Below are 16,083 nucleotides of genomic sequence, written 5' to 3'. Positions count from 1 at the left end.
CGATCGAGAGTCCTGGCTCCGTGACGTCGCAGCAACCCCCTCAGCTGAGGTGCGGGTGCTTTCTGCCAGGTCCGATGGAGGACTCGTGCCCGGCGATCGACCCCGTACCTCAGTGGGGACAGCAACTGTCATCGTGATCGTGGGCGGTGGACCCCGCGGTACCGGTGTACTCGAGCGGATCCTCGCTCACGAATCGGTGAATGCCGATCCCACACCGATCGACATTCACGTCGTCGACCCGTATCCGGCAGGTGCCGGCCGTATTTGGCGAGGCAACCAAGCGCCGCTCCTGTGGATGAATTCGACAACCGCGGACGTCACGATGTTCACCGACGAGACCACCGCAGTCACCGGTCCGGTACTGCCGGGTCCGACGCTCGCGGAATGGGTCGCCGAGAACTCGGCTGAGCTTGCCCACTTCCCCGAAATCACGGCAGAAGTGCCGACCGTCACGCCGTCGTCGTTTGCATCGAGGTCACTGCAAAGCCGATACCTGAACTGGGTGTTCCAGACCGCGGTCGACTCTGCACCAGCGCACGTCGATGTTCGGGTTCATCGACGATCCGTGGTCGACATCGTGAACGTCGGCGAAATACAGAATGTTCATCTGGACGACGGCGTTGTCATAAAGGCGGCGGCCGTCCTTCTTGCACAGGGGCACCCGGATGCGTTGGCTGCCCCGCGCGAATCCGCACTGAGCGGGTTCGCGTCCGAACACGGGTTGACCTATGTGGGTCCGGGATACACCGCCGACCTCGACGCCGATGTCATTCCAGCAGACGAGCCGGTATTGATCGCCGGACTCGGGTTGGCTTTCATCGACTGGATGGTTCTGCTCGCCGAGAGCCGCGGCGGTGTTTTCGAACGCGGTGACGACGGCGCCCTCACCTACGCTCCCTCGGGTCGGGAACCACTGTTGTATGCCGGATCTCGTCGCGGCGTGCCGTATCACTCCAAGATCTCTTACTCGATCACTGACGCCCGGCCACCGCTACCGCGGTTCTTCACCGCTGATCTTGTTCCCGGCGACGGGCCTTTGGATTTCCGAAACGACATCTGGCCCCTGGCGTCGAAAGAACTGGCAGGCGCCCACTATCACGAGCTGTTCGCCTCGCACCCGGACCGGACGGTGGGCACCTGGGAGGAGTTCGACGCCGAATTCGCAGCGCTGGCTTGGGGATCGCCTCGATTGCAGGAACTGGTCGAGAACGCGGTCCCGAAGCCGGAAGACCGTATCGATCTCGAACGGCTCAACCGCCCACTCGGCGGTGAGCGCTACGACGGGCTTGCCGAGGTCCAATCCCGGATCACCGAATACATTTCGGCAGACGTCGCACGCCGGTCGGACTCGTATTTCAGCGCCGACGCAGCTGTCTTCTCAGCACTGCTGTCGACGTACATGACCGTCGGAGAATTGTTGCGGCGCGGCAGAATCCCGGCCGAATCCGTCGCCAAGGACGTCGAGGGGTGGCTTCATTCGTTCTTCAGCTTCATTGCCAGTGGTCCGCCGCCTGAGCGTCTGGAACAGTTGGTCGCCCTCAACGAGGCCGGCATCGTCCAGTTCCTCGGGCCGGATTCGGTGTTCTCCACCGAGATCGACCCGGCAACGGGAGCGGGGATCTTTGTCGCTCGCAGTGCGTCGCACACCGACATCGTGGCCGCGAACACCCTCGTCGAGGCGCGCTTGCCGGTCGCTTCCATCAGCGCGAGCGGTGACTCGCTCCTGCGGACACTTCACGGTCGGGGCGAGGCAGTCGAACTACGTGCCACCGCCGACAGTGCTGCGAAGCTCGCGGTCGACGGCACGTCACGAATTCTTCATCAGGACAACACTGCTCATCCTCGCCGCTTCGCTGCCGGGCCGTGGGTTGCCGGACACAACTGGTCGGCGGCGTTCCCTCGCCCGCGCACCAATGCAGGGTTCTTCCGGCACAACGACGCTCTCGCTGCAGAGATTTTGGGCGCTACGCGCCTGTGAGCGGTTAGGGAGTCCCTGGACTCCCTAACCGCTCACGGGGGCTGTGCCCCTAGCTGAACACCAACTCACCCTCGTCAACCGCGACGGTGATGCTGCCTCCCTCTTCGAGGAGATCGTCGAGCAGCATGTCGGCGATCTTGTCGTCGACGACCCGCTGGATCGAACGGCGCAACGGGCGAGCCCCGAACTCGGGCTGATGCCCGTGCTCGGCGATCCAGTCCACGGCGTCGGCGGTGAACTCGATATCGATGCCCTTCGACTGCAACCGCTTCCGGCTGTCGTCGAGCAACAGATCAGTGATCCGGTGCAGTTGCTCGGTGTCGAGCTTGCGGAAGATCACGATCTCGTCGATGCGGTTGAGGAACTCCGGCCGCATCGATTCGCGCAATCTCGCCATCACGCGGTCGCGCAGTGGCTTCTCCGCCGACTCTGCATCACCTGTGGTGAAGCCGAGTCCACCGGACTTACTCGAGATGATGTCGGAGCCGAGGTTGCTGGTCATGATCACGACGGTGTTCTTGAAGTCCACCGTGCGACCCTGACCGTCGGTCAGGCGCCCGTCGTCGAGCACCTGGAGCAAGGTGTTGAACACGTCCGGGTGCGCCTTTTCGATCTCGTCGAGAAGGATCACCGAGTACGGGTTACGACGCACCTGCTCCGTGAGCTGTCCGGCCTCGCCGTAGCCGACATATCCGGGAGGAGCACCGACCAATCGGCTGACCGTGTGGCGTTCCCCGAACTCACTCATGTCGAAGCGCAACATCTTGTTCTCGTCACCGAAGAGTGTGGCAGCCAAAGCTTTTGCGAGCTCCGTCTTACCGACACCGGTAGGCCCGAGGAACAGGAAGCTGCCGACGGGGCGATCCGGATCGCTCATACCTGTCCGGCTACGACGCACCGCACGAGCGATGGCGCGAACCGCATCATCCTGACCGATGACACGACCGTGCAGTTCCTCCTCCAGACGGCGCAGGCGATCCTTCTCTGCCTGAGTCATCTGGCTGGCCGGAATACCCGTGGCGCGAGCGACAACTTCGGCGATCTGCTGAGCGGTCACGTCCGGAGTTTCCTCGGAAGGAACCGAGGATCCTGCCTTCTCGAGACGCTTTGCGACGCCGTTGATCTCGTCACGAAGGGTCGACGCCTTCTCGTACAACTCGTCGGCGACGGCTTTTTCCTTGTCGTTCTCGAGTTGCTCGAGACGCTGCTGCAGGGCAGCGGTGTCTACCGTGGCCGTCCTCAAACGGAGCCTGGCGCCGGCCTGGTCGATCAGGTCGATTGCCTTGTCCGGCAAGAACCTGTCGCCGATGTACCGTGCCGACAGCTCCACCGCAGCGGTGATCGCCTCGTCGGTGTAGTGCACCTTGTGGTGATCCTCGTAGCGACTGCGCAGTCCGCTCAAGATGGCGATCGCGTCCTCGATCGACGGCTCTCCGACCTGTACGGGCTGGAAGCGCCGCTCGAGCGCGGGATCCTTCTCGATGTTCTTGCGGTATTCGTCGAGCGTGGTGGCGCCGACGATGTGCAGTTCACCGCGAGCAAGCTTGGGCTTGAGGATGTTTCCGGCGTCCATCGCGCCTTCGGCACCGCCGCCTGCACCGGCGATGGTGTGCATCTCGTCGATGAAGACGATCAGCTCGTCCTTGTGTGCGGTGATCTCGTCGATCACCTTGGTGAGCCGTTCCTCGAAGTCACCGCGGTAGCGGGTACCCGAGACCATGCTCGACAGTTCGAGCTGGACGATCTTCTTGCCCACCAACGATTCCGGGACGTCCCCGTCGACGATGCGCTGGGCCAGCCCTTCGACAATGGCAGTCTTGCCGACACCGGCCTCACCCACCAGGACCGGGTTGTTCTTGGTACGGCGGGAGAGGATCTCGATGGTCTGTTCGATCTCGTCGGCGCGGCCGATCACCGGATCGACGCCGCCGTTGCGGGCCCGATCGGTGAGATCGACGCCGTACTTGTCGAGCGTCGGAGTGGTGGACTCGTCCTCCACTGGACCGGCCGCGGGATTCTGAACAGCGGCCTGCAGCTTCTCCGGCGTGATACCGGCGGAAGCGAGCAGGCGACCCGGGACATGATCGGGGTCACCGGCCAGTGCGATGAAGAGATGTTCGGGGTCGATGTACGTCGATCCCAGGGCTCGGGCCAGTTGATGTGCCTCGAGTAAAGCAGTTTTGACGGCGCTGCTGAGCGCGGGAGCTGAGTATGCACCCTGCTCACGGCCTTGTGGCAGTCGCAGGTCGACGGCGTCGACCACGGATTTCGGGTCGGCTCCGGCGCGCTGCATGAGCGTGCGGACCGGATCCTGCTCCGCCATGACGCGGAGAACGTGCAGTGCATCGAGATCCGAATCACCGCGAGCAGCCGCTACACGTGCAGCGTCAGCCATGAGTTGCTGGGTGGCCCTGCTCATGAGCCGGGAAATATCGATGCGACCGGGACCCTCGGGCCCGAAGAATGCTGGCATTCCGAAGCCTCCTTGCAGAAAGTTGAGCGTTACTGACTCAATTAACGTGCATGGGGCTCGATCAATTCCCGCGGGCTCAGATTTGTTTCAACACCCTCGGGCCGAAGATCGTTCTCAACTACCGAAAGATCCGGTAGATCGACCGACCGGGTACGCCTCGATGTGCATGATCACCGATCCCTCGCAGGGACCACTCTTGATGTCGGTACGCCACGAACCCTTCAGGCTGCCATCAGGCTGAGGTGTGTAGTACGCGTCCGAGTGTGCCGGCGCCCACACCTTGGGCACGCCCTCACCCTGGTAGCAATCCCACTCCCAGTCATAGGGGTGCACCCAACTGGTTCCGTCCCAGGTGTATTGCGCCGGCTGCGGCAAAGTCGGATTGGCGGGAGCCGGCCCGCCCACCACTGTGGCAACACACACTCCGCCCGAGCAGTCCGTCTCGAACGTGTACGTATCGGAGAAATCCGGCTCCCTTTGACCGGCGGCCAGACTTGTACCCGTCTTGGTCGCGGCGAAGCGCTTGAGCGAGTAATCACCGGACCAGTTCGCATCCGCCGCCCCCGCAGGCATCACCCCTGCGACAAACCAAGCAGCAACCAGCGCAACCACCAACAATGACTTCCGCATGCGTGAAGTGAATCACAAGCGATGTCCGATTTGTCGGATACTGGCCACAAGAACACCGACCACGATCAGCACCAGCGCTACCAAGGGCAACGCTCCCGCACCCCTGTTCGCCAAGATCAGGCCGCCGACGACGCCACCCGCTGCGATCGCCGAATTGAAGATCGTCACGAAAACCGATTGTGCAGTGTCCACCGCGTCACCCGTCGTTTCCGCGAGCGCAGTCTGAAGGAGAGTGGGAGCGCCTCCGAATGCCACACCCCATACTGCAACGCTGAGTGCGATCACTGCGAAGTTCTCGCCGCCGACACCCAAGGCCGTCAAAGCTGCGGCAAAGACCACCAAGCTCAACACGGTGAGGCTTCGAAGCGCCCGGTCGACGAGCACTCCGACCACACCGATGCCCACGAAGGCGAAAAGTCCGAACACGAACAAGACGATTCCCAACCGATCGCCGAAACCGATGCGATCCAGGAACGCCGCCAGGTACGTGTACACAATGTTGTGCGCGAGGATCCACAAGAACGCGACAAGGAGAATCGGTCGTACGCCCGGCAAGACCAGGACTTTCCGCACCGACAGCCGCCGATCCGCTTGTTGCCCGGGAAAGTCCGGCATCACTGCGAGTATCCACACCACCAGAAGTAGCGCAGAACCCGACATCAAGGCGAAGACGACGCGCCAATCGGCCAAGGTCCCGAGCCACGCCCCCATCGGAACGCCGATTGCCAACGCAATCGGCTGTCCGACAGAGGCAACCGCAACGGCCCGCCCCTGCAGGTGAGGGGGCGCCATCCTGCGTGCGTACCCGGCCAGCAATCCCCACACCACACCTGCCGCCATGCCCGCCAGGAACCGAACACCCAAGGTGAGAACAAGATTCGACGACAGCGCTGTCACCAGATTGAAGACACCGAACCCTACAATCGCCGACACCAGGACTGCGCGTCGTCGCAATCCCCGCGTCACTGCGATCAGCGGTACAGCCCCGACGACAGAGCCCAACGCGTATGCAGTGACCAATTGCCCGGCGCCGGAGACAGATACGGACAGTCCTGACCCGATCTGCACCAGTAGTCCGGCCGGCATGGTTTCGGTTGTGATCGCGATGAAACCTGCCATTGCGAGTGCCGACAACCCGGAAAGCGGTAGTGTCCGGACGGAATCGGTCTCCGCCAGTGCCGAAGTCGCATTCCCGTCCGAAGTCACAGTCCCGTCCGAAGCCACAGTCCCGTCCGAAGTCGCGCTCACCTCGTCGGTGTTTCGGGACTGCCTTCGCCTGACTGGCCGGAACGAACCAGTTCTGCAATCGACGCCCAGTCCATCTCGCCCTGACCGTTCGCCAGAGCCTGAGTGAGCACGCCTCGAAGTACGCCACCGAACGGCAAATCCAGATTGACGCTGTCGGCGGCGTCGAGCGCAAGCCTGAGATCCTTGAAGCCCAGAGCTGTGGTGAATCCCGCAGGCTCGTACTGACGCGACGCGACGAGGTTTCCGTAGCTGGAGTAAACCGGCCCCGGGAAGATCGTCGAGGTCAGCAGTTCTACGAGTTGGCTTCCGTCCACACCTGACCTCTCCCCCAATGTGATTGCCTCACCCAAGGATTGAATCGCGGAGAGGATGAGGTAATTGCCGATGATCTTGACGATGTTGGCCCGCTCCGGACGCTCACCTTGTGGCCACGTGCGAGCCCCGATGACGTCGAAGAACGGCTGTACTCGCGCGAGAAGCGCACTGTCGCCGCCGGCGATGATGTTCAACTGACCAGCCTGAGCAACAGAAACGCGTCCGAACACCGGCGCCGCGATGTAACCGATGCCGTGCTCGGTGTGCAGTGCGGCGGCACGCTTGGCAAGGTCGACGCTGACGGTGGCCATGTTGACGTGCACGGTTCCACTCGGAACGGATGCGAGTACGGCGGGATCCAGAATGGCCGCAGACACGGCTGAATCATCCGCCAACATCGACAGCACCACACCGGACTCGAACGCCTCGGCAACGGTTTTCGCGCCCGTCGCCCCTTCCTCGACCAGTTCGGCTACCGCTTCAGGGCTGCGATTCCACACCGTCACGTCGAAGCCTGCGCCCATCAGATTTCGAGCGATGGGACGACCCATCGCGCCCAAGCCAAGTACGGAAACAGAAGTCACGGAATTCCCTCTCGAAAGCACTGAACCATCTAAGACGGTTCAAGACTGTCACACGGGTACAGTTGCTGTCGAACCGGTTGAGATGGTTCACCACGAAGGAGGGCAAAAGTGAACGAAGCAGGAGCTGATCAATCCGCTCGGGACGTCTTTCGACTCGACAACGACACGCTCGCGTTCCGTTTCACCGCCACCCTCACCAACCGGAACGGCTCGAGGTTCGAGCGACTCACGAGCCCGCAGCGACTCGAATTATGGTTACGCGCCAACGATCTGATGAACACCGCGGCAAGAGCAACGGCAGACGACCTCCGCGACGCGCAGGATTTACGTGAGTCCATTCATCGCATTGGAACCGCCGTGTGCGAGAACCGCCAGGCTTCGCGCTCCGATGTCGCGATCGTCAACACCGCATCCGAACTCGGCAACACCCACCTCACCCTTTACGGCGGCCGAGCCCTCTGGAAATCGACCGGAGACAATCCGATCCGCGACGCCCTGTCGATCGTGGCAGCCGACGCGATCGCGGTACTGGGTGGTCCCGACCGCGACCGCGTCAAAGCATGCCAAGGCGACGGGTGCACCGGTCTCTACGTCGATACCAGCCGCGGCAGCAACCGACGCTGGTGCTCGATGAACATCTGCGGAAACAAGGCGAAGAAATCCGCGATGACCGCGCGTGCCGACTAGCTCATGCCACCTTCGCTGCCACTCGATTTCGCCGCCACTCGATCCCACAGCTTCTCGATCGGGGTCGACAACAGGAGAAGAAGTAACGGGAAGTACGACGTCGCCGGGACAAGCACGCTGACGAGCAGTGCCACCGCCATTATCAGGAAGGTGACGATCTCGGCCGTGAAAAGCGGCTTTGCACTCTCTTCGCTCAACGACGGGTTGCGGACCAGACCCCACGCGACCACCGCCAGGCACGCGGCGCTGATTGCCATCGTCCCGATGTAGAGGGCCCTGGTTCCCAGGTCCTGGGACGGCGCTGCAACCAGCGCCGTCGGGAAGGGCAAGAACACGATGGTCAGCACCCACAACCCCAGTCCGCGCACGACCACCTTGTCCCCGTCGATCACAAAACGAAGTAGTCGATGCTGCGACCACCACAGGCGGAAGATCACCAGAAAGCTCAGGGCGAAGGAGTAGAACTGGGCCGCGTTCTCGCGAAGCAGCTCGGACGTAGTTCCGTGGTGGTCGCTGGTCAGCTCGACCAGCGGCAGAACGAGCAGCGTGATCGCGATGGCGACAATCGCGTCGATGAAAGTGACGTAGCGCTCGAAGTAGCGGGTTCGTTCCGCGATCTCAGCCATTGCGGAAGCATAAGCCTCACAACAAGAAACAGAACGGCGACGCCACTTTGCGGGAGTCGGTATCCCGAAACATACAATTAACGAATCAAATTCGTTATACCTCTTGACCGAGCCCTCGACCATCCTCATACTTAACGAATCACATTCATTAAGTGACTCGCATCACGCCATCAGGGGTCGGTTCCGCCACCCCCTTCAGGACTTGGGGTTGCCCTAGTGCCAAACAACGCTTCTGCGAATACGAAGTCCGACCGGGTTCCACTCACCACCAACCGCGGTGTTGCCGTCTTCAGCATCGGCGTCATGGGGTTCATCACCGCGAACCTCATCCCACTGATGATCGTGGCAATGGTCGATGACCTCGGTGTCACCGAATCTGCCGCTGGTGCCGTCCTGACCGCGTCGCTGCTGGTCTGCGCGGGCACCTGCCTCGCCACCACGCGGATCGCATCGGGTCCGCGTCGTCACCTGCTCGGCCGCATCAGTCTGATCGCGATGGCGGCCGCATTCGGCGTCGCGGCCATCGCACCGACCACGGCAATCGCGTGTGCGGCGATCATCATCGGCGGCGTCGGCGCTGGTGGCGCCGCATCCGTCGGTGGCGCGGCATTGGCAGCGCTCACGAACCCGGACCGGGTATCAAGCATCAGCGGACTTGTGAATCGGGTCGTCGTCACAGCGGTCCTCGCTCTCATTCCCATCCTCGGCACACATATGACCAACGCCTTCGGCATCGTCGCGGTCCTGGCGCTTGCCACTGCCGCGACGGTGACCTGGTTGCCGTCATCCCCGGTGAAAGAGTCGCCGGAGACGGCGAAGTCCGCCAAGGCGACCACAACTCTCCCCGCCGGGGTCAGCGCGAAACGACTCACTTTTGCCGGGACTGCCTTCCTCGCGATGCTCGCCGTCTGGGCGATCAGCGAGGACTCACTGTGGGCAGTACTCGGCATCATGGGCTCGGAGCACGCCGGGCTCTCGGACCAACAGATGGGGCTCGCGCTGAGCGCATCAACGGCAGGTGGTGTCCTCGCGGCAGTTGTCCTGACCGCGCTGGGTTCCCGCGTCAGCCGGACAGTGTCGATCTCGGCACTCCTGATACTCGGGGCAATTCTGAAGCTGTCGGCTTGCCTCGCAACCGATTCCACGATCTACCTCATCCTGGCGATCGCCTGGAACACAACCTACGCGGCAACGTTCATCGTCTTGGTTGCCATCTCGGCGGCCCTCGACGCCGCCGGCCGATGGTCCGCCCCACTGCTCGGTACCTATCTCATCGGTTCCGCGTTTGCGCCGTTGTTCGGCACTTCGGTGACTGCGAGCCTCGGCTATCCGACCTTCGGAGTCATCATCTCGGGGATCAGCTTCGTCTTGTTGGTCCCGTTCGCCTTGGTATCGCGGCTCTCCGCACGTACCGAGGGTGCGTATCGTCACCACAGCGCCGCCATCACTACTACCGTCATCGCGTAAGGATCACGTAGAAGTCATGAATGACAGCATCACTCACTACCGCAACGGAAAAATCTTCACGGCCGCCGAAGACGGGTGGGCCGAATCGATAGTCGTCGAGGGCCAACAGCTCAGGTTCGTGGGCGAGACCGTCTATGCCGAAATCCTGGCTCCCGACGCCGAGGTGATCGACCTCGAAGGTGCGGTCGTGCTCCCCGGTTTTGTCGACGCCCATACACATTTGGTCATGATGGGATTCGCGCTGCAGAAGCTCGATCTTCTCGATGCCACCGATCTTGCCGACATTCAGTCCAGCATCCGGCAATTCGCGGAATCGAACCCGGACACGCCGCGCCTGTTGGGTCGCAGTTGGTTGTTCTCGGCGCTGAACGGAGAACATCCGACGCGAGAAATGATCGACGCCGTAGTACCCGACCGTCCGGTGTACCTCGACGCCAACGACGTACATTCGGTCTGGGTGAACACTGCAGCGCTGCGAGAACTCGGCATCGACGCCGACACTCCCGACCCCATCGGCGGTCGCATCGGCAGAGACCCGGAAACGGGTGAAGCGACCGGGATGCTGTATGAGACGGCCATGATGCTCTACGTCTGGCCGAAACTGGCGGAACTCGCTTCGGACGAAGACCGGGACGCTGCCCTCGCGCTCACGTTCCGCCACTATCTCGAGGTCGGCGTGACCGGCGCGGTGGACATGGCTCTCGGCGCGGACGAATTGGCCGCACTGGAACGAGCTTTGGATGCCGGGAACGGCACTCTGCCGCTACGAGTTGCGGCTCACTGGCTGATGACCCGAGAAGACAACGAGGCCGACAACGTGCGGCAAGTTCACGAGGCCATCGAACTCCACAAACGCATCCAAGGGCCGTGGCTCCGCATCGCCGGAATCAAGATCATCATCGACGGGGTGATCGACAGCTGCACTGCCGCAATGAAAGAACCCTACTCGAACGGCACCAACGCCGAGCCCATCTGGGATCTGGAGTCCTTGATCCCGGTCGTGACCGCAGCTGACGCCGCAGGCCTGCAGATCGCCATGCACGCGATCGGCGACGAGGCGTCGGAAATCGGATTGACTGCACTCGAGTACGCGATCGCCGCCAACGGAGACATTCCCCGCAGGCACCGAATGGAACACTTGGAGTCCATCACGCGAGACAACGTCGAACGGCTTGCCCGCCTGGGCATCATCGCCTCGATGCAGCCAGTTCACGCTGACCCTGCGATTCAGGAGAACTGGCAGGCGATGCTCGGCGACTATCGCGTGAATCGCGCGTACCCCTGGCCTGAATTCACCGAGGCCGGAGCGGTTCTGGCGCTGGGTTCGGACGCTCCGACGGCGCCTCACCCGCCGCTGCCGAACATGTTCATCGCCACCACCCGCCGATCCGCAATCGATCCGTCGCTGGCACCCAATCTGCCGAAGTACGCCCTCCCCCTCGCGGACGCGCTGGCTCACGCAACTCGTGACGCTGCCTACTCGTGCAGATGGGAAGATGTGACCGGCCAACTGGTTCGGGGTAAAGCAGCCGATTTTGTCGTGCTGAAACAAGATCCGTTCACCGAAGGGGTCGATTCTCTCCTGACCACGGAGATCGCGATGACCGTGGTTGCCGGAACCGCGCGATACGACGCATCCGAAGTTGCGAACACCGGATCCGCGAACACCGAACCCCGATAGCCGATCGTTACCAGTTGTTCGATAACGCAAACGCATATCTCGGCGACAGAACGAAGGAGGGACTTGAACACGTGAACCCATACTCTCTGGAGGACGCATGCGCAGGAAAGCTCCGATTTCGGTCGTCGCCGCGGCCATTGCACTGGTGACGGCCACTGCCCTGACGGTCGCCGGTTGCGGGTCGACCGAAGGAACACCTGAACCGGCGTCGAGTTCAACGACAGCAAGTTCGACTGCGGCGTCTTCGACTGCAAGCGAATCCGAGACGACGGTAGCGAGTTCTCCCCCGCCACAATCGGACACCCGCACAAGCGCATCCACGACAGCAATCCCCGCTTCGGGTCCCTGTCTCGACGTCGGCTCTCCGCTCGTCACCGATGCCGTCAGCACGCTGGGTACCGACGTCAACGGAGGTAACTGGATACCGACATCCTCGAGCGAGGAGCAGGTCGGGAATTGCCCTGACCTGCTCTGGGTTTCGGTCGACGGCGACGGCGTCGGCGATGCGACGTATCAGACACACGTTCTGTTCTTCCGTGACGGAACATACCTGGGCACTGCTACCAGTAAGCCGTACTCGTACACACACGTCATCGACAGCAACAAGGATTCCGTATCCGTCCAATACCGATGGTTGCTGGACGACGACGCGTTCTGCTGCCCCCAAGGCGGACCGAACATCGTGAACTTCACGTGGAACGGAAGCGCCGTGGTTGCCGACGGGCAGTTCCCGCCCTCCTGAACCTGTCCACGTACGATTCGGCTCCGAACACAACTGTGCCCCAGCAACAACGGTTGCTGGGGCACAGTTTCTTCGAGCTACTCGCCGGCGCTCCTACTCACCGACGCCGAGTTCACGCAGGCGAGTCTTGTACAGCTCGATGTTGCCGAGCTTGATGTCCTCGTAGCCACGAACCACGTCCGGCAGCGCCGCGATCTCGACGGCGCGATCGTATCCGTCGGTGCCGAGAGTACGAGAGAGATCAGCGATCATGGCCTCGTACTCGGCGAGCAGTTCACGCTCGACCTTGCGGACGTGCATGTAGCCGAAGGGGTCGAGCTTGGTGCCGCGAAGCTTCTTGCCCTTGGCCAGAACCTTCAGTGCAACATGCGACTTGGGTCCGAGACCGATCTTCTTCTTGCGACCCATCACTCGAAGGATCGGCGGGTGGAGCTTGTAGGTCAGGTTCTCCCCTGCCGGCACCTGCGACTTGACGTCTTCGATGAAAGCGGGGTCGACCAGCATACGAGCCACTTCGTACTCGTCCTTGTACGCAGTGAACTTGAACAGGCCGCGGGCAACCGCTTCGCTGAAGTCGGTCCGCTCGGTTGCGGCACGCTCGGCGATCCAGACTGCCTGGACCTGATCGATGTAGCGCTGGGCGATCTTGACGGACTGGAACTCGATGAGCTGCGCAGCACGCAGTTCCACCAGTCGCAGGGTTTCACCGGTGAAGGTGGTTCCGGCGAACATGTGAGCCGGTGCGACAACGGGTTCGCGGACGGACTTGGCCGGCGTGGTGACGGCCGAGAACGCAGCGGTGTCGGCAATTGCTGCGCGACCCCAACGGAATGCTGCGATGTTCGCGTCCACGGCAACGCCGTTGATGCCGATCGCTTCTTCGATGGCCTCGGCCGGCAGACGAAGTCCGCCGCTCTGGTAGGCCGCACCGATCAGCAGGAAGTTGGCAGCTGCGGTGTTACCGAACAGCTCCTGCGCCGCTGCGAGGGCGTCGAACGAACGCAGGGTGCGCGATACCTTGTCGAGGCGGGCGAGGAGTGAAGTCTCCTCGGGGTAGCGAACAGCCTTGTCGTAGACCATGTCTCCGGTCGGCGTCTGCGACGTCGACGCGATGGAGACCGTCTTCTCGGAGTTGCCGTAGTCGAGGTTCTTGTTGTCCGTCGCGGTCAGCAGGTCGAATGCGACGATGCAATCCGCACTGCCCGGGGTGAGGCGGTTGGACGGCTCGAGGGCGCTGGAGCTGAAACGCAGGTGCGAGACGACGGGCCCGGCCTTCTGGCTCAGTCCGATCTGGTCAAGGCTCTCCACCTCGAGGCCGGCGCGCAATGCCGCAGTGGCGAGCACCTGGTTGACGGTCACGATGCCGGTTCCGCCGATACCTGCCAGGAAGACGTTCTGCGTGGTGGTGAGCGGGCCGAAATCAGGATCTGCGACGACCGGCGGGACGGGACGTGCAGCCTTGGGAGCCTTCTTGCCCGGTACCAGTTCGACGGTCACGAACGACGGGCAATCGCCGTCCATACAGGTGTAGTCGGTGTTGCAGGACGTCTGATCGATCTTCGTCTTGCGGCCGTACTCGGTGTCCACGGGCTGGACCGAGAGGCAGTTGGACTTGACGCCGCAGTCACCGCACCCCTCGCACACTGCCTCGTTGATGACGACGCGAGTGTTGCGAGTGGGCAGCGTGCCGCGCTTGCGCTGACGACGAGCGTCGGCCGCACAGTGCTGGTCGTAGATCAGCACAGTGACGCCCTTGATCTCGCGAAGCTCCTTCTGGGCCTCGTCGAGGCGATCGCGGTGCCAGAGCTTGGTGCCCTTGGCCAGTGCGCGCTTGTTGTGACGCGAAGGCTCGTCGGCGCAGATGATGATCTGCTTGACGCCCTCGGTGGTCAGCTTGTGGCTGAGTTGAGCAACGGAGAGGGCACCTTCCGCGTCCTGCGCACCGGTCATCGCCACTACCTCGTTGTAGAGCAACTTGTAGGTGATGTTCACGCCTGCAGCGATGCACGCCTGGACAGCCAACTGACCGGAGTGGAAGAAGGTGCCGTCGCCGATGTTCTGGAACAGGTGAGGCACGTCGGTGAACGGTGCCTGCCCGATCCACTGGCTGCCCTCGCCGCCCATCTGCGTCAGACCGGTGACGGCGCTGTCCTCACGGCCGGACATGGTGACGAGTGTGTGGCAACCGATTCCGCCGCCGCCGATGGAACCCTCAGGGATAGCGGTGGAACGGTTGTGGGGGCACCCGCTGCAGAAGTACGCGGTTCGCTTGGCGGAGAGCACGTTCAGCGACAGCGGCGCCGGGAGGGTGCGCTTGAGCTCGACGTGCGGCTTGAGCACGCGACGCAGCGGGGCCAGCAGCCGACCTGCGGTCAACTCACCGCTGGCGGGCATGAGCAGACGGCCCTGGCCGTCACGCTTGCCGATGATGCGTGGGGCATCGTCGGTGCCGTACAGGACTTCCCGGATCTGCGCCTCGATGAACGCGGTCTTGTCCTCGACCACGACGATCTGCTCGAGACCTTCGGCGAACTCGCGAACCTTCTCGCCCACAACGGGATAACACATGCCGATGCGGAGGAGGCGGATACCGGCGCGGTGCAGCGCGGCATCGTCGACACCGAGGTCTGCCAGCGCCTGGCGAACGGAGTCGAAAGTTGTACCGGTGGCCGCGATACCGATCTTCGCACCGGACGGGTTGACCTCGATGACGTCGAGATTGTTGGCAGTTCCGTACGCGTGCACCAAATCCCATCGCGGGCCGTACAGATCGGCCTCGGCGATGACGCTGTCCGGCGGCGCGGCCATCTGACGCTGCTTGTAGACGAAGGGCTTGCCCTCGAACTGCACCTCCGGAACCACGATGTCGAAGTCCGCGATGCTGCCGTCGATCGTCCAGGCACCGTCGGCGACGTCGGCGACGATCTTGAGCGCCACGACACAACCGGACACACGCGAGAGTGCAACAGCGTGCATACCCATCGTGATGATCTCTTCGGCATTGCGCGGGAACAGAACCGGCACACCCATCGCAGCAAGCGAGCGCTCACTGACGGCAGGAACCGTAGATGACTTCGACGCCGGGTCGTCGCCCACCAGGAGGACGACGCCACCCTTGGGGTTCACGCCGTACATGTTGGCGTGGCGAATGGTGTCGGTAGCGCGGTCGACGCCTGGGCCCTTGCCGTACCAGACACCGGTCACGCCGTCGTGGGTTGCGGTTCCTGCGGGGAGGTCCGTCTGGCTTCCCCACACCGCTGTGGCAGCAAGTTCCTCGTTGAAGCCGGGGATGAAGGTGATGTCGTGCTCCGCGAGCACCTTGGGCATCCCGTGAAGCATCTTGTCGACGCCGCCGAGGGGGCTGCCCTGGTAACCGGACACGAAGGTGGCAATACGCTTACCTGCCCGAATGTCGCGAACGTGCTGCTCGACGAAGCCGCGTGCAATTGCCTGAACACCGGTCAGCAACACCGGTCCCGATCCCGACCGGTACCGATCATCGAGGTCATAGGGCTTGGCCTGGGCTACGCCCGACACCAGTTCAGTCATCGTGGACCACCGTTCCGTCTGCAGTGCATTTCAACTACCGTGCATTTTCAACAACCGCGTAACTCGATCTGTTCAGATGATCGTGGTCGAGGTATGTGAAAGC

At 62.6% G+C, this 16,083-nt stretch carries 11 protein-coding genes; 5 read left to right on the top strand and 6 right to left on the bottom strand.

Annotation, left to right across the window (positions count from 1 at the left end; translation table 11 throughout):
- Positions 1 to 85 precede the first annotated feature (85 nt).
- On the top strand, positions 86 to 1,978 hold the full coding sequence (locus ACFT1A_RS05630; protein WP_378446162.1) for an FAD/NAD(P)-binding protein: 1,893 nt from the start codon (positions 86 to 88) through the stop codon (positions 1,976 to 1,978).
- A gap of 49 nt (positions 1,979 to 2,027) precedes the next feature.
- Here the strand turns inward: ACFT1A_RS05630 and ACFT1A_RS05625 are convergent, their stop codons facing one another.
- The 4 genes from ACFT1A_RS05625 to ACFT1A_RS05610 all read right to left on the bottom strand — a co-directional run bounded on the left by ACFT1A_RS05625 (position 2,028) and on the right by ACFT1A_RS05610 (position 7,228).
- Positions 2,028 to 4,451, bottom strand: coding sequence for an ATP-dependent Clp protease ATP-binding subunit (locus ACFT1A_RS05625; protein ID WP_378446161.1), 2,424 nt, complete (start codon positions 4,449 to 4,451; stop codon positions 2,028 to 2,030).
- Positions 4,452 to 4,565: 114 nt separating this feature from the next.
- Positions 4,566 to 5,081: a hypothetical protein gene (locus ACFT1A_RS05620; protein ID WP_378446160.1), complete on the bottom strand. Its 516-nt coding sequence runs from the start codon at positions 5,079 to 5,081 to the stop codon at positions 4,566 to 4,568.
- A gap of 12 nt (positions 5,082 to 5,093) precedes the next feature.
- A complete protein-coding gene (locus tag ACFT1A_RS05615; RefSeq protein ID WP_378446159.1) occupies positions 5,094 to 6,329 on the bottom strand; it encodes an MFS transporter in 1,236 nt (411 codons plus the stop codon).
- The gene (locus ACFT1A_RS05610; RefSeq protein WP_378446158.1) at positions 6,326 to 7,228 is read right to left on the bottom strand and encodes an NAD(P)-dependent oxidoreductase; all 903 of its coding nucleotides are present in this window, start codon (positions 7,226 to 7,228) and stop codon (positions 6,326 to 6,328) included. Before ACFT1A_RS05610 ends, ACFT1A_RS05615 begins: the two co-directional genes overlap by 4 nt.
- A gap of 108 nt (positions 7,229 to 7,336) precedes the next feature.
- On the opposite strand from ACFT1A_RS05610, the gene ACFT1A_RS05605 reads away from it, so the two are divergent.
- Positions 7,337 to 7,915: a CGNR zinc finger domain-containing protein gene (locus tag ACFT1A_RS05605; protein WP_378446157.1), complete on the top strand. Its 579-nt coding sequence runs from the start codon at positions 7,337 to 7,339 to the stop codon at positions 7,913 to 7,915.
- Here ACFT1A_RS05605 and ACFT1A_RS05600 read toward each other — a convergent pair.
- Positions 7,912 to 8,541 carry a TMEM175 family protein gene (locus ACFT1A_RS05600; protein ID WP_378446156.1) on the bottom strand — a complete coding sequence of 210 codons (630 nt, stop codon included), beginning with the start codon at positions 8,539 to 8,541 and terminating at the stop codon, positions 7,912 to 7,914. The genes ACFT1A_RS05605 and ACFT1A_RS05600 overlap by 4 nt on opposite strands.
- Before the next feature lie 216 nt (positions 8,542 to 8,757).
- On the opposite strand from ACFT1A_RS05600, the gene ACFT1A_RS05595 reads away from it, so the two are divergent.
- From ACFT1A_RS05595 to ACFT1A_RS05585, 3 genes are all read left to right on the top strand, one after another.
- Positions 8,758 to 10,008 carry an MFS transporter gene (locus ACFT1A_RS05595; protein WP_378446155.1) on the top strand — a complete coding sequence of 417 codons (1,251 nt, stop codon included), beginning with the start codon at positions 8,758 to 8,760 and terminating at the stop codon, positions 10,006 to 10,008.
- 16 nt (positions 10,009 to 10,024) lie between these two features.
- Positions 10,025 to 11,689 carry an amidohydrolase gene (locus tag ACFT1A_RS05590; protein WP_378446154.1) on the top strand — a complete coding sequence of 555 codons (1,665 nt, stop codon included), beginning with the start codon at positions 10,025 to 10,027 and terminating at the stop codon, positions 11,687 to 11,689.
- Positions 11,690 to 11,786: 97 nt separating this feature from the next.
- Positions 11,787 to 12,431, top strand: coding sequence for an LppP/LprE family lipoprotein (locus ACFT1A_RS05585; protein WP_378446153.1), 645 nt, complete (start codon positions 11,787 to 11,789; stop codon positions 12,429 to 12,431).
- 93 nt (positions 12,432 to 12,524) lie between these two features.
- On the opposite strand, the gene ACFT1A_RS05580 is transcribed toward ACFT1A_RS05585, so the two are convergent.
- The gene (locus ACFT1A_RS05580; protein WP_378446152.1) at positions 12,525 to 15,980 is read right to left on the bottom strand and encodes an indolepyruvate ferredoxin oxidoreductase family protein; all 3,456 of its coding nucleotides are present in this window, start codon (positions 15,978 to 15,980) and stop codon (positions 12,525 to 12,527) included.
- Positions 15,981 to 16,083: the final 103 nt, after the last annotated feature.

The organism is Rhodococcus sp. NPDC057135 (genome assembly GCF_042670865.1).
In the GTDB taxonomy this organism is placed as follows: Bacteria; Actinomycetota; Actinomycetes; order Mycobacteriales; family Mycobacteriaceae; genus Rhodococcus_F.
This window is presented reverse-complemented; position numbering and strand designations above follow the sequence as displayed.

What these genes read in the sequence shown, in the direction of transcription:
- ACFT1A_RS05625 (WP_378446161.1), bottom strand. Translation starts at nt 4,451, where the DNA reads ATGCCAGCATTCTTCGGGCCCGAGGGTCCCGGTCGCATCGATATTTCC.
- ACFT1A_RS05620 (WP_378446160.1), bottom strand. Translation starts at nt 5,081, where the DNA reads ATGCGGAAGTCATTGTTGGTGGTTGCGCTGGTTGCTGCTTGGTTTGTC.
- ACFT1A_RS05600 (WP_378446156.1), bottom strand. Translation starts at nt 8,541, where the DNA reads ATGGCTGAGATCGCGGAACGAACCCGCTACTTCGAGCGCTACGTCACT.
- ACFT1A_RS05590 (WP_378446154.1), top strand. Translation starts at nt 10,025, where the DNA reads ATGAATGACAGCATCACTCACTACCGCAACGGAAAAATCTTCACGGCC.
- ACFT1A_RS05585 (WP_378446153.1), top strand. Translation starts at nt 11,787, where the DNA reads ATGCGCAGGAAAGCTCCGATTTCGGTCGTCGCCGCGGCCATTGCACTG.
- ACFT1A_RS05580 (WP_378446152.1), bottom strand. Translation starts at nt 15,980, where the DNA reads ATGACTGAACTGGTGTCGGGCGTAGCCCAGGCCAAGCCCTATGACCTC.